Below are 20,386 nucleotides of genomic sequence, written 5' to 3'. Positions count from 1 at the left end.
AGATGCACTATGTTTAAGGATTTTATGGACTTCATGCTGAATGACTTCTTCATAACCGGCGACCCGCTTATCTTGGGCGCGCAGGTATCGATTGGTCTTTCCATGGTAGCGATTGTAATCGCACTTACCTACTTTAAGAAATGGCGCTGGTTGTGGACCGAATGGCTGACAACTGTCGATCACAAAAAAATCGGTATCATGTATGTTATCGCAGCGCTTCTCATGCTGTTCCGCGGGGGCGTCGATGCCCTGCTGATTCGAACACAGCTTGCTTTACCAAATCTAGAGTTCCTGCATGCAGGACACTATAATGCTATCTTTACGACTCACGGTGTTATCATGATCTTATTCATGGCGATGCCACTTATGTTTGGTCTCTTCAATATCGTCGTACCGCTCCAGATTGGTGCGCGCGACGTTGCTTATCCTTATTTGAACTCCCTCAGCTTCTGGCTCTTCTTCTTCGGAGCAATGCTGTTCAACGTATCATTCGTAATCGGGGGTTCACCCGATGCAGGCTGGCTGGCATATCCGCCGCTGTCTGAGCTGTCCGGCAGTCCTGGTCTTGGCCAAGACTTCTATATCTGGGGTATTCAAATCTCCGGTATCGGTTCCCTCGCGTCCGGTATTAACTTTGTTGTTACAATTCTGAAGATGCGTGCGCCAGGTATGAAGCTGATGCAAATGCCGATGTTCACTTGGTCTGTACTATCATCTTCGATTACCATTATGTTCGCTTTCCCGATTCTGACGGTCACGCTGTTCTTACTATTCATTGACCGTTACCTGGGAGCACACTTCTTCACGCTTGACGGCGGAGGCAACCCGATGATGTATATCAATCTCATCTGGATGTGGGGTCACCCGGAAGTATATATTGTTATATTACCGGCTTTCGGGGTGTTCTCGGATGTCGTATCAACCTTCTCGAAGAAAAAACTATTCGGCTACAAGTCGATGGTATTCGCGCTTATGTCGATCAGCTTCTTCTCATTCTTTACATGGGCCCATCACTTCTTCACAATGGGCTCCGGTGCCGATGTTAATGCGTTCTTCGCCATCACAACGATGCTGATTGCGATACCAACCGGTGTAAAAGTGTTCAACTGGCTGTTTACCATGTTCCGCGGGCGGATTACCTTCACCCAGCCGATGTTATGGACGCTAGCATTCATTCCATGTTTTGTCGTCGGCGGTATGACCGGGGTTATGCTCTCTGTTGCACCTGCTGACTTCCAGTTCCACAACAGTTACTTCCTGATCGCCCACTTCCACCAAGTACTGATCGGTGGCGTTGTATTTGGTTACTTCGCTGGCCTCTACTACTGGTGGCCAAAAATGTTCGGCTTCAAGCTGCATGATGGTCTTGGCAAATGGGCATTCTGGCTTTGGAATATCGGCTTCTACGTGTGCTTCATGCCGCAATATGCACTTGGTCTGATGGGTATGACACGTCGTTTCAACGAATACAACTTTGACATGGGCTGGCAGCCGCTTAACGTCGTATCGACAATTGGTGCCTTCATCATGGGTCTAGCCTTTATCTTCCAAGTGTGGCAAATTGCACACAGCATTAAGTTCTTGAAGAAAGAAAAAAGCGGCGACGCATGGGGAGATGGCCGTACGCTCGAATGGTCGATTCCATCGCCTGCACCAATGTACAACTTCGCACGTCTACCTGAGGTTTCGAGCTCAGATGCATGGTGGGAAGAAAAGCAGCGTCTTGCAAATGGCGGCGAACCAAAACCATTGGCACCGCTTGAACCAATTCATATGCCGAGAAACTCGGGAATTCCGTTCATCATGTCAGTATTCTTCTTCATTGCCGGCTTCGGCTTTGTATGGCACTGGACTTGGATGCTCGTTCCGGGCCTGATCGGTGTAGGATGCTGCTTGCTCGCTCGTTCCTTCGATTACGACACGGACTACTACATTCCGGTTGATGAGATCGAACGTACCGAAGCAGCATTAAAGGGGGTACGTTAAATGGCACACACAGCAGCGCCACATGGCGGCCATGGTCCTAATGACCACGGCCACCATGACGATCACCATGATCATGAATCGATCAAGGTGCTTGGCTTCTGGATGTTTCTTATAACCGACGTTATTTTGTTCGGTACTTTGTTTGCAACATTCTCCGTGCTTCATAACAGCACAAACGGTGGTCCTACGCCGCATGAGATGTTCGAGATGCCTGGCGTTATCGCCGAGACATTTATCTTGTTAACATCCAGCTTTACAAGCGGTCTCGCTGTTCTCTTCATGCATAAGGGGAACAAAAAAGGCCTGATTGGCTGGTTGATTGTTACTGCTTTGCTTGGCGCATCGTTTATTTTCCTTGAAGTATCCGAGTTTCTGAAAATGGTTGATGAAGGCGTCAAGATTAGCACCAGCGGCTACTGGTCGTCGTTCTTCACTCTTGTTGGTACTCACGGATTGCACGTTTCCGTCGGTCTGGTCTGGATGATTGCTTTGATGATCCAAATCGGCAAACGTGGTATTAATCCGGTTACGAAACGTAAAGTTACAATTATCAGCTTGTACTGGCATTTCCTCGACGTTGTGTGGATTTTCGTTCTCACAGTCGTTTACTTGATGGGGGTGATGTAGGATGGCCAACCATAATTCGCATGCACATGACGAACATGAGTCCCACGGCTCTTTGAAATCCTACGTCATTGGTTTTGTACTCTCGATTGTGCTTACTATTCTGCCGATCGTTGTTGTAATGAACGACATGATGGACAAAACGCCTACGATCATCTTCATTCTGATCATGGCCGTTCTGCAATTCGTTATCCAGCTCTTCTTCTTCATGCATCTGCGCGAAGATAAGAAACCTCGCTACAATGTAATGGCTTTGATCTTTGGTCTTGTTATTCTGGTCACCATTATTGCAGGGTCGATCTGGATTATGACTTACAACGCAGTAGGCTGATTGTCGTAAAAAGCCCCGGCCTTCTCCTTTACGAGAAGTGCCTGGGCTTTTTTTCATTTTGACCGCTATGTTATGATATTCTTTAGGACGACTACCCTTGAGGAGGCATTCTTACGATGTTGAAACGAAATATGCGCCTGCCGCTGCTCGTGCTGCTCACTGCAGCAGTACTTGTTGTTATTGCCGGCTGCGGCGGCGGCAGCAAAACAAGCACAAATACGAACAACACCAGCGGCTCCAACGCATCTAATGCGACAGCTACACCAACCCCTGAATCAACGAAAGCCCCTAAGCCGGACAAGCTGCTAGGCTCCGAGAAGCATCCGGTCGTAACAGTTGAGATGGATAACGGCAAAACGTTCAAAGTCGAGCTATATCCAGAAATCGCTCCTAACACGGTCAACAACTTTGTTTCGCTCGTGCAAAAGGGCTTTTATGACGGCACAATCTTCCACCGCGTTATCCCTGGCTTCATGATTCAGGGCGGTGATCCGGAAGGCACAGGCATGGGCGGCCCTGGCTATGCCATTAAAGGCGAGTTCACTAGCAATGACTTCCAAAACGATCTGCTGCACACACGTGGTGTCATTTCGATGGCCCGTTCAGGAGATCCTGATTCCGGTGGCTCCCAATTCTTTGTTATGGTTGCTGATGCGCCATCGCTGGACGGCGAATACGCTTCATTTGGCGAAGTAATTGAAGGCATGGAAACGGTTGATGAAATCGTGAATCAAGAAACTTTGAAAACAGGAGAAGGTTCCACTCCTGTTAAACCGATGGCAATCAAGAAGGCAACCGTAGATTTGAAAGGCCTGACATTCGCAGAGCCTGAAAAGGTGAAGTGAGAAAACCACTATCGAAGCATCTCTAAGGTGGGCGTAAGAGGTAGTTTTATCGCCAAATAGAATTTCAGTTTTCAGTTTCTCGAAACTTATAAATTCTATTGTGGAAATTCAAAAAAGGCAGTTCCCTCAAGTTGAGTGAACTGCCTTTTCTATATTAGAAGCCCCGCTTCTCGATTTCAATCTCCTGCGGGAGAACAAGGGTCAACTCCTGATTAATATTCTCCGAACCAATCGCCCCATCCTTATGCTCAAAGCCATTAATAAGCACATACATCGTGCTGCCCACCATATTCGTTGCAACCATCTGTTCCGGCTGCTTCAACGGCTTTGGTGACCAGTACTGCACCTGTCCAAGCAGCTGAACAGCGCGGCCTTCTCCTTGGTCCAGCTGAATTGGACGAAGCGACTGTACCACGATCTTCTTCACGCCTGCCGGCACGGTTACGGGCTCCGACTGCACAATTGCTGTACGCTCCGTCATTTGCAGCTGATCACGCACTTCATCGAGCAGTCCCGTTGAAGAAAAGGCCGCCATCATTAAACTGCCTCCCCCAATTACCGCCACATAGAACATACTCATCCAATCATACCGCATAACCGGCTGCTTCTTCCCTGCAAGCTTCAAGTGAATCAAGAGCTCCGCTCCTAGTAAAATGAAGACGACGGGCGTCACCCACAGCAGCATACGAAGGGCATCCGTTCCACTCCAGATCGATATTGCAATGGATATTCCGATCAGAAGCAGGGTGATTCCCATCGATAAAGAGCCTACGCGCCATTCTCTCATCGGTCCCCCTCCTTCTCTGTAAACTCCGAGGGATGAGGAGGAAGAGGCTCAGGAGCAGTATAAGACCTGCTGCCGCTGCCGCCGCCAAATACGAGCCGGAAGCCAAGGGCGATCATCAGGAAAGCTACAATTGCCGTTGGCAGGTTGTACTTAAGCTTTACATATTCCGCATAGATGTCTGGCCAGGTTTGTGAGATATAGTTACCCATCACCCGATCACCCAAATAATAAATGCCAAGTACGAGCAGGCCAATGCCAATCCACTTCTGATACGGAGCAAGCTGCGCCACAACCGCTTGATCATTAAGCTCACCACGTTCATAACGCGACATTTGCTGCATCGAATCGAAGAATGCATAGAACCAGAGCAGCGGCATCAGGAATAGGAAGATCGACAACCGCAGCGAATCCATTAAATAAATAGCAATCAGGAAGCCGCCCATTAGCTGCAGACCACGTTTTTGCAATCCGAGATACAGATGACCCGCTCCTGGGAACAACGACAGAATAGCGGCAAGCACCTTGTTTTTCTTCCCAGTGCCCATATGGTTCTCGATTTCCTCGAACAATGGACGATCGTTAAGCTCTTCGCCGCGCTGCTTCCGGTGAAGCTGTTGAATCGCGTCAAAGATGCTGTAGATCCATATAACTGGCAGTCCTAATAAGAAGATGAGGAATGCACTGGTGTTGGTAACGACGCCAATAAAGATAACGATCGCGAACAGCCCTAGAAAAGCGACTAGGAATGTGATGCCACGCTGCATCAGACCAAGTGACATATGACCAAGTCCCGGAATGAGGGACAGCAGTACTGTACTTGTCTTCTCCCGCTGCTGCTCGAATGCGATATATCCAGGGTCAAACGGGATATCTCCCCGTTCGGTGTACGGTCCAGCGGGCGGCTTAGATGACAGCAGCGTCACGACCATATCAACCATATTAATAAGCCAGCTGAGAGCGGCAGTAAAGAGGAAGAATATGCCTATGCCCCCCCCATCTCCGGATTGTACAGCTAGGAATAAAAACATTAAGGAACCAAAGAAAGCCCCTCCATATAGCAGACAGCGGAATGGCCGCCCCAAGTAGGCATGCCCGACGCCCGGAATAAAAGACAACAATAAAGCGACAACCGGATTTTTTGACATTTCGTCTTTCCTCTCTTTCATTATATATACCTACTTATTTGAAGCGGTCCTTCTCAAGCTTATCGAACCACGAAGATGTACGATTGACCATCTGGTCTGACCAGGTTGGTCCTTGCGGCTGCTCCTTCTCAATCGTCTGCTCGACAGGAACAGAATGGGAGTCAAGCTCACCAAGCTTCGCAGAAATACCGCTGAACGTCCCTGTACCCAGCAGTAGCAGCGTAATGGCTGCGGCAGCCGTAAAGTGAATCGCCGGACGCTGCAGCAGCGACTGGCGGCGAGCAGGCTCTGCACGCATAATAGGCTTCTTCCTCGCCGCTTCTGCAAACAGAATATCGATGACCCGCTTCCCAAGCTTCTTCATATCGGGGACATCTACTGTTGTTTTCGATGTATCCCCTGCCTCTGCGGCTACAGGCCCTTCGGCTTCTTCCGCCTCTACCGCTGACATTAACAGCATGAGGCATGGCTCACATGCCGCGATGTGCAGCTCGACCCCATCCCGCTCCTGCTCAGTCAGTTCATTGCGGACATAAGCTTCCAGATCCGCTGCCCTAAGATGTAATCCGAACGACTGTTCCATGCTCATTCGAAATCCTCCTTTCGCCAGTGCCGCTTAATCCAGTTACGCGCCCGGTAAAGCCTCGACTCTACGCTTTTTTTCTCCAGGCCGGTCTGTGCAGCAATCTCTTCATACGATTTGTTCTCCATATAATAAGCGGTTACGACTTCACGATAGTTATCAGGCAGCTGCTCCACCTGCTCTCGCACATGGCGCTGCTCTTCACGTTCCATAACAGAAGCTTCAACAGGTAGTCCACGTTCCGTCATTATGCCCTCTGCTTCCAGCCCAGTTATACTTTCCATTAGCTCTTCAGGCTTTCGCATTCGGCTTCTCTTCCAATCAATCGCCTTATTGACGGCTATCCGGGTAATCCACGTCTTGAGGCCGTCCATTCGGAACTCCGGGAGGGAGCGATAGATTTGCAACAGCGCTTCTTGCGTCACGTCCTCCGCATCATGCGGCGAACGGATGACCGCATACACGGTTCGATACAGATATGGCCCATATTCGTCGACAAATGATTGAAACGCCTCAGGACCGCCGTTCTTGATGGCCGTGATCCATTGTTCGTCTTGAATCTCGCTCTCCTCCCTTCCCGATAGAATAGACGACGGTCTAACCGCCCTCCCCTGCACTTCTGCAAAAATATTATTTTTCCCCATAAAAAAACCGGAGATTCGCTTGGCATCCAGCCTTACGATCCCCGGTTTTATGACGTTCCTTCTAAGCCAGTGCTTCCTTAAGCGATTCCGGCGAGTTGTTCCACCATTCTTCGTTATGCTCGATCAGGAGCTTACGGAAAGCCGCTTTCTCTTCTGCATCAAGCTCCTCAAGCTTGTACTTACGCTTAATTGCCGCATCAAGCTTGTTCACGTGGTCAGCGAGAATTTTCCACCCGCGGCGTGCTTCTGTATCGACCCGCATCTCACAAGCTGTTGCCCCTGCATAATAAACAGCGCCTGCTTCATTACGCTCTACAGCTGTCCATACGATCCAGCACTTCCGGCCGTTCGGGCAGTCTTCTTTGTTCGGAGTGAACTTGATGCCCCGCTCCACCTTACTCTTCGCATGCATCGCGCCGTCATCAATATAAGCAACGCCTCCATCAATGATGACACAAGATACTGCACTTAAATCTATCGTTCCGGCTCCAAAGCCTTTATGTTGTTTGTTGCTCACTACGTTAAGCGCGAGCGACTTCTTTTCCTTCTTTTCCGGTTGTTCCGGCTGTCCTTGCTGCTCTGTCATAGCTCTTCCACCTTCCCCGTACAATAATTCCATTTTAGCTAATAATCCGCGAAAAGCAAACATATACATGCTGTAGATGCTTGTCAACGGGAGGGAAATGTATCATGTCTCCACGCTACGTCAAACGTTTGCTCTTGTTTACGCTTACCGCCGTCCTGCTCGGCCTCTCTATCCAGCAGGGCTTCGGCCGCGCTTGGCAATCTCAATATACTTATGCATTTGCCCCCGCCGCCAAAGCAGCGACCGATTCTGCACCAAAATCGGCCAAGCCACCTGCCTCGTCCCAACCTGACCAGGTAGCGCCTAAGCCGCAGGCTCTTAGCAAAAGGGTCACCGAGTACCATATCAACGTTGCGCTTCGCGATGATATTCGGTACTTAGACGGGCAGCAGACCGTTACCTGGACCAACCCAGGCAAAAAAACGGTGTCCGAGCTATACTTCCATCTCTATCCGAATGCCTTCATGTCGGACAAAACCACGTTTATGCAGGAGTCTGGCGGCAAGCTGCGCTCGGACAAGGCAACAGAAGCCAGTCAGGGCTATATGAAGCTGCAGACACTGGAAACGACGGAAGGGGAAAGCCTGCTTCCACGGCTTCATTATGTACAACCAGATGACAACAATCCAAACGACTTCACGCTGGCCAAGCTTAAACTTCCCGCACCGGTAGCGCCAGGCAAGTCCGTCACCTTACAGATGAGCTTTGAAGTGAAGCTCCCAGAAGTATTTGCCCGTATGGGCTACTCCGGCAACTATGTGATGGCAGGACAATGGTTCCCTAAGCTGGCCGTTTATGAGACAGCGGGTACAAGAGGCCGGACATCGGAAGGTTGGAACATTCACCAGTATCATGGCAACTCCGAGTTTTACAGCGACTTCGGTATTTACTCCGTTCGTATTCAAGTACCGGAATCCTACATTGTTGCGGCTACTGGCTTCCAGACCAAAGCCGTGGAGAAAAAGGACAGCAAAGCGATCTATCAGTTCTACGCCGATGATGTACATGACTTTGCCTGGTCTGCCTCTCCGGATTTTGTCTACTATGAAGATACCTTATCAGGGCCGGGTATACCGGGTGTCCGGATCAAGCTGTATCTCGATCCCGCCCACGCAGAGCTGAAGGATCGTTATATGCATGCGGCCAAATCCGCGCTTTCTAAGTATGGACAATGGTATGGTGAGTATCCGTATTCTACTCTATCCGTTGTTGTCCCGCCTAAAGGGGCGAATGGCTCCGGAGGGATGGAATATCCAACCTTGGTGACTGCTTTCGCGGCAGAGACGAGTAATCCTGGCTACAGCCTTGAGAGAACGGTCATCCACGAGGTTGGTCATCAGTATTGGTACGGTATGGTTGCTTCGAATGAATTTGAAGAAGCTTGGCTCGATGAAGGCTTTACCTCTTATGCTGAGGATAAAGTGATGGCTAGTGAATATGGCGTTGAGGCGAATCTCCCTCTGGAAGCCAGCTATATGACTGCTCCCGCACCTCTGAAGCAGCCTTCCTGGGCTTATCCAAGCAATAACGTCTATGCGGAGAATGTGTACATGCGGGCGAAGCTCGTACTGATCGGCATTGAGAAACAGGTTGGCGATAAAATGATGCAGAAGATCATGCGCACTTATTTCCAAAAGTTTAAGTTCAAGCATCCTTCAAGCGCTGACTTCCAGCGGGTTGTCGAATCGGTCACGAAGCAGAAATGGACCAATTACTTCGACCAATATGTCTACAACAATCAGATGGCAGACATTTCAGTAGAATCCATCAATGTACGACCCGTTGAACAGGATGGAGCGTCCATGTACGAATCAGTGGTGCTTATCCAGCGTAATGGCGGCTACAACGGGCCGATTCCGGTAGTTCTGAAGTTCAAGGATGGCACAACCATTCCGAAGACCTGGGATCCGGAAGACTCTCAAATCCAATACAAAGTGGTCCATAGCTCCCCGCTTGAATGGGTGGCGATTGATCCACAGCATACTAACGTGCTCGACAACAAACATATTAACGATTATTTGAAGGCGGACTTATCGGAAGTTACACGTACGCGCTGGAGTCTTGGCGCCTCTAACGTTATCCAGGGACTGCTCGGATTACTGGGCTGGTAGGCATGCTTACGAAGTAGAATTGCTTCGCAATTCTTAAGTCCATGCTTACGAAGTAGAATTGCTTCGCAATTCTTTTAGTCCATGCTTTCGAAGTAAGAATTGCTTCGCAATTCTTTTAGGAGGTTTGCAATGAAAAATCATATGATGCAAGGCTGGCGGCTCGCGATCAAGCACTTCTATATCGTCATACTGCTATTCCTATACCAGCTGCTGTGGGGGTTCTTCCTATACCGGTTTATCGATTCGGTTGTCTCGCCGCTGCTGCAGCGATTCCCTGATCACTCCCCTGCGAATTCAGCGATCCAGCTATTTATGAGTGAAGCTCAATTCCAGATCATGAAGACGGATTTGCTTACCCCATACTTATGGCTGCTTGGCGGCTTATTCGCAGCAAGGATGCTCCTCTCCCCTTTGTTTAACGCAGGACTGTTATACTCTCTGCAGCATGCCTCAGAACCCGGAGGTACACAGTTCCTTCAGGGCATTCGAAAAGCATGGAAGCCTGTAACGCTGCTTTACTGGATCGAGACGTTACTCGCCCTTGCTCCTGCATGGTGGCTGGCACCTAGGGGACTGGATGCATTACTTCACAGTCGTTCAATTGGAGATCTCCTGCAGCAGCTGCTTCCCGCTGCGGGAGGCTGGTTGATTTGGGGTATCCTGCTCCATCTCCTCTTCCTCGCCATGCAGTTTGGCGCTACAAGTGAGAAAGGCGGCGGTATTTTCCAATCGCTTGGTGTTGCGATCAAGCATCTGCTGCCTTTCGCCGGCTTATCACTCTTAATGTGGGCTATTGGTTCGGGAATTGGATTGTTTGTCACAAGCTTTTCTCTCGTATGGGCCGGATTCATCGCCCTGATTGTCCATCAGGGTTACCATCTTGTCCGTACCTTGATGAAAGTGTGGACTCTAGCCTCCCAATACGACATTTTGAGATCGAAGGAAGTTTAAAATTTTCTCATAATTATAGAGGCGACCCGCCCTGCGACCTAGTCGTAGCGCGGGTTTTTCGCGTTTTTTCGGGAAGGCTTGTCTTTCATTCTCCAAATAAATCAACATATTAGCTAGAAAAAACACATAGTAAAGAGTTAGTAAATCGGAATAGTGCTAATCTGCTAGTCTATGCGTCCTATAAAAATGCGGCCAACCGCAAGATATCCATTTTTCCGCTTGGATTAGCCAAAAGGTTCCATGAGAATTATTAGAATTTGCCAGATTGGGGAGGAGATAAGCGAAAATTACCGAATAGTTACCAAGTACATAATTTACACTGCCAAATTCCTTGTACTGGAAACGGGGGAACCACCTCTGGGTGAATTGACTTCGACGTCCGATTATATAAGATCGGCGCCTGAGAAGTCATAGGGATCCTTCAACCGAACCCCACAGCTAACCTCGTCGGCATTGGAAGGAGTTTCACCGTTTTGAAAAAGGTTACTGCACTTATTCTTGGGCTTGCGTTAATGCTGGCTTTCCAAGCTGGAAGCGTTTTCGCAGACTCCAAAATGGACGGCATTGTCAGTGATTTAATTGGCACGCCGTACGTTGCAGGCGGAACATCATCGAAAGGATTCGACTGCTCTGGTTTTTCTTCGTATGTATTCGAGAAAATGGGCGTTGATCTTCCTCGTACATCCGCTTCGCAAGCACAAACAGGTAAGAAGATCGCCAAGAGTGATCTGATCGCCGGAGATCTCGTGTTCTTCAACACGAACGGTCGTGGTGTATCTCATGTCGGCATTTATGTAGGAGATGGCAAGTTTGCTCACGCTTCGTCCAGCAAGGGCGTTACGATCAGCAATCTCAGCGATTCATATTATGTAAATCGGTATGTGACTGCTCGACGTGTCATGGACCCTACTACTTTCACCAAATATGCCGACGAACAATAGAATTGAGCGGGCCCGCTTCAGTTGAAGCGGCAGGCAAAATTCCTACAATAAAGCCGCATGCTGCTTGTCCAACTGGACAAACCGCTTGCGGCTTTATTGTTTTTGTTGCTATTCGGATTAGGTTGCCTAAGACACTGCCGCCGCCTGCCGCCTGCCTAACGCCAGCATCGCAAGCAAGACGACAAACATCGCTATAATAAACGCTCCGAGAATCCAGACCGTACGGTCTGCACCATAGCTGTCCATCATCCATCCCGTCAATTTCGGAAAGATCGCTCCGCCTATCCCGCCGCAAGCGACAAGCAGACTGGTCGTCCGCTCTGTCATACCTGGAATAAGTCCATTCGCAAATACGAGTGCAATGCCGAATACACCAGAGAAGAACAATCCGCTTAATCCTACAAGGACCAGCATGCCGCTTAACTGGCCAACCGCTCCCATCGCAAGAATGATAATACAGGCTCCTGCAATGGCGACAAACAGGTAGCGGAAGTAACCGACACGATCCGCAAGACGTCCAGCGAATAGCCGGCCAAGAATCATGGTGCCCCAGAACAGACTTAACGTGGAAGGTGCGCTCGCCTCCGTCATGCCGGACCGCTCAATCATAATAGACGGCAGGTAGTTGGAAAAGCTCATCTCCACCCCAACATAGATGACGAAGAATAACGCTGACAGCAGCAAGAACGGAAGGGCTGCTCTCTTATAACCAAACCATCCTTTTGTTCGTGGTGCACTGGTCTCCCGCTCCACATGTTCCTTGTTCGCTCTGCCATGATAACCAATCCTGTCATCTATCGATCCAAATGATAGCGTCATCCATAAGATAAAGGTTATGCCGGCAAGAGCAGATAAAATAGGGAAGGATACCTGCCAAATATCATATTTGATCAATATACTAGCCATGGTCGGCATTAAGAAGGCCCCGATGCCAAAGAACGTTTCCAGTTGGGTCATCGCATTAGCCTTCCCGTTCTCCTCTGCCAATTCAATGATCATTGCTCCGATAACGGATTCTGTCATCCCAAATCCAAAGCCTGCGAACAAGGCGATGAACAGCATCAGCCCCCAGGAATCCGGAGTTAGACTGTAGGCTGCTTCACCAAGGGTTAGAAGGCCTAATGAGAGAAGCACTCCCCCTCTTTTTCCAACCTTTGACGTAATAAATGGAGAGATCAAGACACCCACCAAAAAACCAAGAAACTGATTCATCATCCATTGCCCGCCGTCATCATAAGACAAGTCGTACTTATCGAGCATCTGCTCCATGACCGAGCCGCCCACGACATGAGCTAATCCAATGACGAGATAAGACAAACAGCCCAGTGCTATTAATTTGCGCATCGTAAAAGTTCTCCTTAGATATCCTTCAGCCAAATCCGAATGAAGTCGATAAGTGAATGTTATAATGGTAAAAAAACTTATTGATTCATGTTGAGGGTATACAAATGACTAATTTTTCCGATGAGCTTTATTATAAACGATCCTTGGTGGACATGACTATCCAGCCAATGGAAATGGAGCATGCCAAACAGATCTGTGAATGGCAATACGAATCACCGTATGACCTATACCACTGGCCTCCCTGGGACATTATGCAGCAGGACGAGATCGAATTCGGTGATCCAGTCCTGCGGCGTATGCAATATGCGTCTGTCTTAAATCGCGGACAGGAGCTCATTGGTTTTGCACAATTTTTCCCCATTGTTGGTGTAACACGCCTCGGGCTTGGATTGCATCCTGCCCTATGCGGCAGAGGTATAGGAACGGACTTCACCCGATTAATTACCCGTGAAGCCATTCATAGAGCTCCCAAGAATAGTATCGATCTTGAGGTGCTAACCTGGAATGTTCGAGCGATTAGAACCTATGAACGAGCAGGTTTCATTGTTGACGATACTTATGTAAGACAGACGCCGGAAGGACCAGCAGAGTTCCATTGTATGGTGTACCACTCCTCCCCTTAATATCCCTATAAGCGATAATAGTCAGGCTCAGGATCTTTCATATCCACGAATAAAATAATGCCGGGTTTAGCCAATACCGATACGGTTCTGATCCATGCTCTCGAATCGAGGTCGGTATAGGCTCGCGATACTATAGAACGACGTTTCTCGCTAAGCTGTACCACATTGGGAACAAAATACGGGCGCCAGCTCCAATTCGCTCCGCAATATTCATCCTCCCGCCGCCAGCTTCCATCAACTGGCCTTCTGGAATAGTTGGACGAAATTTGAATACCGTCATCTCGGCACAGGTAGACACGGATACAGTTACTGTCCAACTCCTGCAGTAGTCTGACGATCCATTCGTTATCTTCTTCTTCCAGCTCCTCCAGATGACCAATCCGGTCAACCCTGCCTGCCAGCCTGTCCGACAAATACCGCCAATAATTCTCCGAATAGAGCTGCAGCTGCCGATGTGCCTCCAGCTCTTCTTCTAATAAAGAAGAAAACCGAAACGGCTGCTCGAAATCCGGCTCTGCCTTTGCAAATAAAAAGCCCTGCACATACCGGACACCTGCCTGCATCGCTCTCGCCAGATCCTGCCTAGTCTCGACACCTTCCGCAAGCAGCGATGCGCCAAGCTGATCAGCGAGCGCCGAGAAGGAGCGCAATGTACCAAGATAACCGTCGTGGTTCGCACTCCGTTTCAGCATATGCATGTCGATTTTCAGGATATTCGGTTGAATGAGCGCAATCCGATCTATGCCGCTAAAGCCGCTGCCTACATCATCAATTGCGATGAGGCAGCCTTTGGCACGGTACATATCAATAACCTCGCGCAGCTCATCCACCTCGCCATTAAAGCTTTCTTCAGTGATCTCAATGACAACTCTGCTCGGGTCGATCTGGTATTTGTCGAGCAGAGAGAGCGTATAGAGCTCCCCGGATTGCATACCGTGATGCATCCAGTTTGGCTTTAAATTAATAAACAGCATTGGAGGCTGGTCCGTTGCTGCGATTTTCTGGAAAGCCTGCTCGCGTAAAATGCGGTCCACTGCAATATGGTCCTCTAACGGAACCGTTGGATCACAAAAGAACGGACCCAAGCTGCGGACAGCATCATCCTTGCAGGCTCTTCCAAGCACCTCATAGCCAACTACTTTTCTCGTATCAAGCGCGATGATCGGCTGATAGAAGGCAGACAGCTGCTCGCCCTCGAGCTCTAATGTCTGCGGTATCGTCGTATTTGATAAGCAGTCGTTCGTCACGCTCACGCTCTCCCTTTACTACCTTTATGTCAAACGAATCATGCGCGTCACGTTATCTCCATGGGACACTTCAATGACATGATGCTTCGGATGGTACGTAATTGATCCTTTGCCAACCTCGATCATCGGCTGTTCGCCAAGACCAAAGAACACATCGTCCGCAAGCGCCTCCATTACTTCATGACGGTCATCATCACCAAGTGCGGCCCACTCTTCTTCTTCCATTTCAAAAAAAGTATAGCTGCCTTCCACTTCGCCGACGGCTTCCGTCAGCTCTTTCAATATATCTGCATATTCCCTTGCGTGCCTAACGCCCATTGCTGTTAACCACCTTTACCAAATTTATCTGCTATACATTCATTTTACCGCATTTTAATGAAAATTAACGCCCTCTCTCTTAAATCATTTCTGAAAGTCTAATTTCCATACGTTAACTTGTCGATATAAGAACTAGAGATTTGTCGAAAACGTACTGGACGGGGTGCATGATGAAGAATTCTACAATTATCGGTATAGTATTAGGACTTGTTGCGGTACTGGTCGGCATGACGCTGAAGGGTGCCGCTCTAAGCAATCTGTTAAATCCCGCCGCTTATATGATTATCGTCCTCGGGACCATTGCCGCTATTATGATTGCCTTCCCGATGTCGGAGCTGTCCAAGGTTGGAAAACTATTCAAAATTGTTATTAAAGAGCAGCAGCTAATGCCGCGCGAGCAGCTCATCGAGAACTTTATGGAATGGGCATCCATCACACGCCGTGAAGGTCTTCTTGCTTTGGAAGCAAGGGTCGACGATATTGAGGATACTTTCCTCCGTAACGGCATGCGTATGATTATTGACGGCAACGATCAGGACTTTGTCCGCGATGTTCTGCTTGAAGATATCTCCGCGACGGAAGACCGCCATAAAGCTGGCGCGTTGATCTTCACGCAAGCTGGTACGTATGCTCCTACACTTGGTGTACTAGGTGCCGTAGTTGGTCTGATTGGTGCACTTGGACATATGGATGACATGGAGACTCTCGCTCATTCCATTGCAGGTGCCTTTATCGCAACTCTGCTTGGTATCTTCACCGGTTATGTGCTCTGGCATCCAATCGCGAACAAATTGAAACGTCTATCCAAGAAAGAAGTTCAGCTTCGCTTGATGATGGTTGAAGGTCTGCTGTCCATCCAATCCGGCGTATCTACAATTGCGATTAATCAGAAGCTGTCTGTATTCCTCACCCCGACGGAACGGGCGGCAATGAGGGAGAAGGAGGCTGGCGCTGGTGAAAAAGCGTAAGCACGACGACCACGAAGAACATATCGACGAATCATGGCTTATCCCATATGCCGATTTACTAACACTACTCCTTGCACTATTTATTGTATTGTATGCGGCCAGCTCCACGGACGCCAGAAAATTCGAGCAAATGAGCGAGGCCTTCAGCGCGGCCTTTAATTCAGGAGCCGGCATTCTGGACAACCCGGCCATTATTAAGTCGGGAGAGCAGCCCCAGCAGAAAATTGATGACGCGAAGAAGACCAATACAGAAAATAAAGAAAATGACAGCGAATCTACTCTGCAAGAACTGATGAAGAAAGAGCAGGAAGATCTGGAGAAGCTGAAGAAGCAGCTCGATCAATATATAAAGAAAAACGGCCTTTCCTCCGATTTAGAAACAAAGCTGAATCAGTCACAACTGATGATTACCATCAGTGATAATGCGTTGTTTGCATCCGGCAGCGATGCCCTCAGATCGGATTCGATTGAGCTCGCAGCAGCCATCTCCAAGATGCTTGAGCCTTATACCGGCTATGAAATTATTGTATCCGGCCACACTGATAATCAGCCGATTCGGACGCAGTCCTTCAAGTCCAACTGGGATCTCAGCTCCTCACGAGCGATCCGGTTCATGGATGTACTGCTCAAGAATAATAAGCTGAAGCCGGAGCGGTTCAGCGCCATTGGATATGGCGAGTACCGGCCGGTGGCATCCAACGATACAACCGCTGGACGCGCCAAAAACCGCCGTGTTGAAGTATCGATTATCCGGAAATATGTCGATGCCACGAATACTCAGCAAGTCCCTGCTACACCTAAACAATGATGAGAAAAATCCCCTGATCGATTTCGATCAGGGGATTTCTCATTTGGATATGCAGCCTAAGAAGGCTTGTAATCCAGCGTATGGAACAGCTCTGCTTTCTCTACTTCCGTTAGATCACGCCATTTGCCGATTGGCAGCTGGCCCAGTTGAATATTCATAACCCGAACTCGCTGCAGCTTCCGTACATGATAACCAAATGCTTCACACATCCGGCGAATTTGCCGGTTGCGGCCTTCGGTCAGAATAATCCGGAAGACGCGGTCCGTTACTCTCGTTACCTGACAAGGTAGAGTCATGCTTCCAAGTATTCGAACACCACTCGACATTCCATTCACGAACTCTGCTGTAATCGATCGGTCAACCGTTACGATATACTCCTTCTCATGCTTGCCTTCTGAACGAAGAATCGGGTTCACAATGTCTCCATCATTCGTAAGCAGAATGAGCCCATCCGAATCCTTGTCCAGCCGGCCGATCGGGAAGATCCGTTCTTGATGACCAACAAAGTCGACAATGTTGCCGCGAATATGCAGCTCTGTCGTACTGGTGATGCCAATGGGCTTGTTAAGCGCAATATACACATGATGCTTATGCTCGCCGATTCGTTTTCCGTCAATCCGCACATCATCGCCAAGCTCAGCCTGACTTCCTAGTTCTGCTTTCTCACCGTTAATCGTGACACGTCCGCTATCAACCAGCTTATCCGCTTCACGCCGCGAGCAATATCCTGTCTCACTAATAAACTTATTAATACGCACAAATGTTCACCCCGTAGTCTGTGCTGCCATTTCCGCTATGCGATTAGAGGAATACGTGTAAACAGCAGGCTGTCCTTTCGTATTCTGCTCCTTGGCTTGCTCTATCATAGCTTGCTTCGCTGCTGTCCGCATGGCCTTCGCCACGTGTTCTCCTGCAATTGGACGGTACTGCCGAAGCGAGCCTACCATTCCCCATTGTACTGCCTTCGACACGGCTGCGCCAATTCTTTCTCCCAGGCGGAACGACGGTCTTGCGCCTAACAATAAAGAAGGCCGAAATATACGAACCGAGTCCAGCGGAATCTGCACCAGCTGCTCCTCGAGTTCACCCTTTACCCTATTATAGAAAAAGGACGACGAGGATGAAGCACCCATCGACGTAATAACCAAGTAATGCTTCGCACCTGAATGATTCGCCCATTCAGCCAAGGCAAGCGGATAGTCATAATCCACCTTGCGGAAGGCTTCCTGTGAGCCTGCCGTCCTCATCGTCGTTCCAAGTGTACAAAACACGACATCCACCGACACATCGTCAAGCGCTTCCCACATCCGGTCGAAATCCGCAATAATGACTCGCAGCTTAGCTCTAAAAGCCGGCTCCATCTGAGCCTGGCCAAGCGGGCGTCTGGCTAATACCGTAATGGAATGGCATGCTGGATCATTCAGCAGCTGCTCCAGCAGTGCTGATCCAACAAGTCCCGTTGCCCCTGCAATTAAGCTGCTGTATGTGCCCATGCCTTCATTATTGTCCATTGACGGATAAGCCCCCTCAGCCGACGTTCGTGTTCTGACCCAGTAATCCTTCAACTAGTATACCGCTGCCATTGTCTTCTTTCAAAGCGGGAAGCGTGATAATAATGGTCGTCCCTACGTTAACCTGACTTTTAATCTCCATCAACCCTTGATGGCTATGTATAATCCGCTGGCTGATCATCATTCCAAGCCCTGTACCGCTCTCCTTGCCAGTGAAGAAAGGATTGCCGATCTTCGGAATCATGTCTTCTGGAATCCCAATTCCTTCGTCCGTTATCGAGATTGTAATCTGATCATTTTTCGAAGCGATATGAGTGTGTATTCTTCCTCCCGATGGCATCGCCTCGATCCCATTCTTGAGCAGATTAATAAATACTTGTTTAAGCTGATTCTCTTCACACGAGACAAGGCAGGCTGCTTCTGTAAAAGAAGTCTTGAATGTTACATTATGCAAATGACCTTCACTGTCGATCAGCGATAAGACGCTGCGGAAGACGTCTCTGACATCCTTTGTCGCAAACCTTGTCGCCTGCGGCTTCGCCAAAATAAGAAACTCCCCGACAATTAAGTTAATCCGGTCAAGTTCCGACAGCATGAGCCCTGTATGCTCCTGATTCATCTTTCCGGTATGCTGCTGGATCTGTAGGAATCCGCGCAGTGTCGTAAGCGGGTTACGGATTTCATGGGCAACACCTGCCGCAAGCTGACCAACGGTCGTCAGCTTCTCTGAACGGCGCAGAAGCTCCTCCATCCGGTTACGGCTTCTCATATCCCTGGTAATACTTGCGAAAGCCTGAATGACGCCTTCCGTGTCCCTTATTGGTGATATTGTAACACTGACTGGGATGACCTCACCGCTTTTGGTCATTCGGAAAGTCTCTTGAGCTGGAAGCACCTTGCCCTCCTGTAAAGAGCTAAGGACAAGCCTCATTTCTCCCCTGTGGGTATCGGGTATAAGTTCGATTTCTTCCCCAAAGACTTCTTCCGACGTAAACCCAAACAGCTGCTCGAAAGCCTTATTCACTTGAATCGTCTTGCCTTGCAGATCTACCACGTGGATGGCGTCGCTGGTATGGTCTATAAAAGACTGCAAATACTCCTTCATCTGCCGGTTATCTTCAAATGCCTGCCGCAGCTTATCCATATAGATGCTAAGATTCTGAGACATCGCATTAATCTTCAGCGCAAGCAGTCCAAATTCGTCTTTGCCTCTTACCTTGATTGCGGTCTGGAAGCGGCCAAGCGATACTTCATTGACCTTCCACAAGATCGCATTCAGCGGACGCAGCATAAATCCAGCTAACAAATAACTGTTCACTAGCACGAAAAGAAGGATGATCCCTGCATAGGTAATCGCATCCCAGCGTTTCATGCTCATGATCTGTTTATATTCCTCACAATCATAGACCATGCCAATGACGAATGGGGCAATGCTCTCGTCGCTGTAATAGCTTTTCACATACTCCTTGCCGTCCAGCTTAATTTCCCGCACCTCAAAGCCGGACTTCACCGCCTGCGAGGCATAAGACTTATCACTTGCTTCACGGATGCTATAGGTACCATAGATAACCTGCTGATCAGACAAATCACCTGTGGCATCAGGCCGGAAGACGGTTACTTCCTCTAAATCCGGGTAAAGCTTTTTTAATAGCAGCTGCATAACATTTGGCTCAAAATCCGGGTCAGAACGAAGTTCTGCCGACTCCGACCAGTCCGGATACTGTTCAAATGACGCGGATAATTGGCTAGAAGCCTGTTGCATGAGACGCTCCATATCTCGATTCATATTGCGAAGAGCGGCATATTGGTCCAAAATAACGATAAGGATGAACATCGCCAGAACAATCATAATTATGTAGATGGAGAACTTGAATTTGAATGACATGGCTCAACACATCCTTTATGTATGGCAGATGTTATCCACAAGTTATTAACATTATCAACAACTTATCCACATACCCCTAGAATAGTTTGTGTGTATTTTTGTGGACATTTGTTAAGTTATCCACAACTTTATCCACTACATGTTAACA

At 48.8% G+C, this 20,386-nt stretch carries 21 protein-coding genes and 1 riboswitch; of the genes, 10 read left to right on the top strand and 11 right to left on the bottom strand.

Annotation, left to right across the window (positions count from 1 at the left end):
* Positions 1 to 9 precede the first annotated feature (9 nt).
* The 4 genes from FHS17_RS29725 to FHS17_RS29710 all read left to right on the top strand — a co-directional run bounded on the left by FHS17_RS29725 (position 10) and on the right by FHS17_RS29710 (position 3,786).
* Positions 10 to 1,986, top strand: a complete 1,977-nt coding sequence (locus FHS17_RS29725; protein ID WP_167283000.1) for a cbb3-type cytochrome c oxidase subunit I — start codon at positions 10 to 12, stop codon at positions 1,984 to 1,986.
* A complete protein-coding gene (gene cyoC / locus FHS17_RS29720) occupies positions 1,987 to 2,613 on the top strand; it encodes a cytochrome o ubiquinol oxidase subunit III (protein ID WP_167282998.1) in 627 nt (208 codons plus the stop codon). It begins immediately after the preceding gene.
* A gap of 1 nt (position 2,614) precedes the next feature.
* Positions 2,615 to 2,941 (top strand): cytochrome o ubiquinol oxidase subunit IV, encoded by a 327-nt coding sequence (cyoD, locus tag FHS17_RS29715; protein WP_167282996.1) that lies wholly within the window; start codon positions 2,615 to 2,617, stop codon positions 2,939 to 2,941.
* Positions 2,942 to 3,057: 116 nt separating this feature from the next.
* The gene (locus FHS17_RS29710; RefSeq protein ID WP_167282994.1) at positions 3,058 to 3,786 is read left to right on the top strand and encodes a peptidylprolyl isomerase; all 729 of its coding nucleotides are present in this window, start codon (positions 3,058 to 3,060) and stop codon (positions 3,784 to 3,786) included.
* A 154-nt stretch (positions 3,787 to 3,940) separates the two neighbouring features.
* Here the strand turns inward: FHS17_RS29710 and FHS17_RS29705 are convergent, their stop codons facing one another.
* The 5 genes from FHS17_RS29705 to FHS17_RS29685 form a co-directional block, all read right to left on the bottom strand.
* Complete coding sequence (locus FHS17_RS29705; protein WP_167282992.1) at positions 3,941 to 4,573, bottom strand: hypothetical protein; 633 nt, start codon at positions 4,571 to 4,573, stop codon at positions 3,941 to 3,943.
* A complete protein-coding gene (locus FHS17_RS29700) occupies positions 4,570 to 5,718 on the bottom strand; it encodes a hypothetical protein (protein WP_167282990.1) in 1,149 nt (382 codons plus the stop codon). The genes FHS17_RS29705 and FHS17_RS29700 overlap by 4 nt, the downstream gene beginning before the upstream one ends.
* 34 nt (positions 5,719 to 5,752) lie before the next feature.
* Positions 5,753 to 6,307, bottom strand: a complete 555-nt coding sequence (locus FHS17_RS29695; protein WP_167282988.1) for a zf-HC2 domain-containing protein — start codon at positions 6,305 to 6,307, stop codon at positions 5,753 to 5,755.
* Complete coding sequence (locus tag FHS17_RS29690) at positions 6,304 to 6,945, bottom strand: RNA polymerase sigma factor (protein WP_208420634.1); 642 nt, start codon at positions 6,943 to 6,945, stop codon at positions 6,304 to 6,306. Before FHS17_RS29690 ends, FHS17_RS29695 begins: the two co-directional genes overlap by 4 nt.
* 61 nt (positions 6,946 to 7,006) lie before the next feature.
* Positions 7,007 to 7,531 (bottom strand): YwhD family protein, encoded by a 525-nt coding sequence (locus tag FHS17_RS29685; protein WP_167282986.1) that lies wholly within the window; start codon positions 7,529 to 7,531, stop codon positions 7,007 to 7,009.
* Positions 7,532 to 7,635: 104 nt separating this feature from the next.
* Between FHS17_RS29685 and FHS17_RS29680 the strand changes: the two genes are divergently transcribed.
* The 3 genes from FHS17_RS29680 to FHS17_RS29670 all read left to right on the top strand — a co-directional run bounded on the left by FHS17_RS29680 (position 7,636) and on the right by FHS17_RS29670 (position 11,534).
* Positions 7,636 to 9,642 carry a M1 family metallopeptidase gene (locus FHS17_RS29680; protein ID WP_167282984.1) on the top strand — a complete coding sequence of 669 codons (2,007 nt, stop codon included), beginning with the start codon at positions 7,636 to 7,638 and terminating at the stop codon, positions 9,640 to 9,642.
* A 129-nt stretch (positions 9,643 to 9,771) separates the two neighbouring features.
* Positions 9,772 to 10,593, top strand: a complete 822-nt coding sequence (locus FHS17_RS29675) for a hypothetical protein (RefSeq protein ID WP_167282982.1) — start codon at positions 9,772 to 9,774, stop codon at positions 10,591 to 10,593.
* Positions 10,594 to 10,903: 310 nt separating this feature from the next.
* Positions 10,904 to 11,061: riboswitch (cyclic di-AMP (ydaO/yuaA leader) on the top strand.
* Between the two features lie 5 nt (positions 11,062 to 11,066).
* A complete protein-coding gene (locus FHS17_RS29670; RefSeq protein WP_208420633.1) occupies positions 11,067 to 11,534 on the top strand; it encodes a C40 family peptidase in 468 nt (155 codons plus the stop codon).
* Between the two features lie 126 nt (positions 11,535 to 11,660).
* Here the strand turns inward: FHS17_RS29670 and FHS17_RS29665 are convergent, their stop codons facing one another.
* Entirely contained in the window at positions 11,661 to 12,878 is a 1,218-nt protein-coding gene (locus FHS17_RS29665) for an MFS transporter (protein WP_167282980.1), read from the bottom strand.
* Positions 12,879 to 12,982: 104 nt separating this feature from the next.
* Between FHS17_RS29665 and FHS17_RS29660 the strand changes: the two genes are divergently transcribed.
* Positions 12,983 to 13,501 (top strand): GNAT family N-acetyltransferase, encoded by a 519-nt coding sequence (locus FHS17_RS29660; protein WP_167282978.1) that lies wholly within the window; start codon positions 12,983 to 12,985, stop codon positions 13,499 to 13,501.
* Between the two features lie 5 nt (positions 13,502 to 13,506).
* Here FHS17_RS29660 and FHS17_RS31165 read toward each other — a convergent pair whose 3' ends face one another.
* Positions 13,507 to 14,748, bottom strand: coding sequence for an EAL domain-containing protein (locus FHS17_RS31165; protein ID WP_167282976.1), 1,242 nt, complete (start codon positions 14,746 to 14,748; stop codon positions 13,507 to 13,509).
* A gap of 24 nt (positions 14,749 to 14,772) precedes the next feature.
* Entirely contained in the window at positions 14,773 to 15,066 is a 294-nt protein-coding gene (locus FHS17_RS29650) for a hypothetical protein (RefSeq protein ID WP_167282974.1), read from the bottom strand.
* 170 nt (positions 15,067 to 15,236) lie between these two features.
* Between FHS17_RS29650 and motA the strand changes: the two genes are divergently transcribed.
* Positions 15,237 to 16,034, top strand: coding sequence for a flagellar motor stator protein MotA (gene motA, locus FHS17_RS29645; protein ID WP_167283042.1), 798 nt, complete (start codon positions 15,237 to 15,239; stop codon positions 16,032 to 16,034).
* The gene (gene motB, locus FHS17_RS29640) at positions 16,018 to 16,842 is read left to right on the top strand and encodes a flagellar motor protein MotB (protein ID WP_167283044.1); all 825 of its coding nucleotides are present in this window, start codon (positions 16,018 to 16,020) and stop codon (positions 16,840 to 16,842) included. Before motA ends, motB begins: the two co-directional genes overlap by 17 nt.
* Positions 16,843 to 16,898: 56 nt before the next feature.
* Here the strand turns inward: motB and rluF are convergent, their stop codons facing one another.
* The 3 genes from rluF to FHS17_RS29625 are packed head-to-tail and all read right to left on the bottom strand — an operon-like array spanning position 16,899 to position 20,238.
* Entirely contained in the window at positions 16,899 to 17,600 is a 702-nt protein-coding gene (gene rluF, locus FHS17_RS29635) for a 23S rRNA pseudouridine(2604) synthase RluF (RefSeq protein ID WP_167282972.1), read from the bottom strand.
* A 6-nt stretch (positions 17,601 to 17,606) separates the two neighbouring features.
* Positions 17,607 to 18,353, bottom strand: a complete 747-nt coding sequence (locus tag FHS17_RS29630) for an NAD-dependent epimerase/dehydratase family protein (RefSeq protein ID WP_167282970.1) — start codon at positions 18,351 to 18,353, stop codon at positions 17,607 to 17,609.
* Positions 18,354 to 18,369: 16 nt separating this feature from the next.
* Positions 18,370 to 20,238: an ATP-binding protein gene (locus FHS17_RS29625; RefSeq protein WP_167282968.1), complete on the bottom strand. Its 1,869-nt coding sequence runs from the start codon at positions 20,236 to 20,238 to the stop codon at positions 18,370 to 18,372.
* Positions 20,239 to 20,386: the final 148 nt, after the last annotated feature.

Origin of the sequence: Paenibacillus lupini, from assembly GCF_011761355.1 — a bacterium.
GTDB lineage: Bacteria > Bacillota > Bacilli > Paenibacillales > Paenibacillaceae > Pristimantibacillus > Pristimantibacillus lupini.
This window is presented reverse-complemented; position numbering and strand designations above follow the sequence as displayed.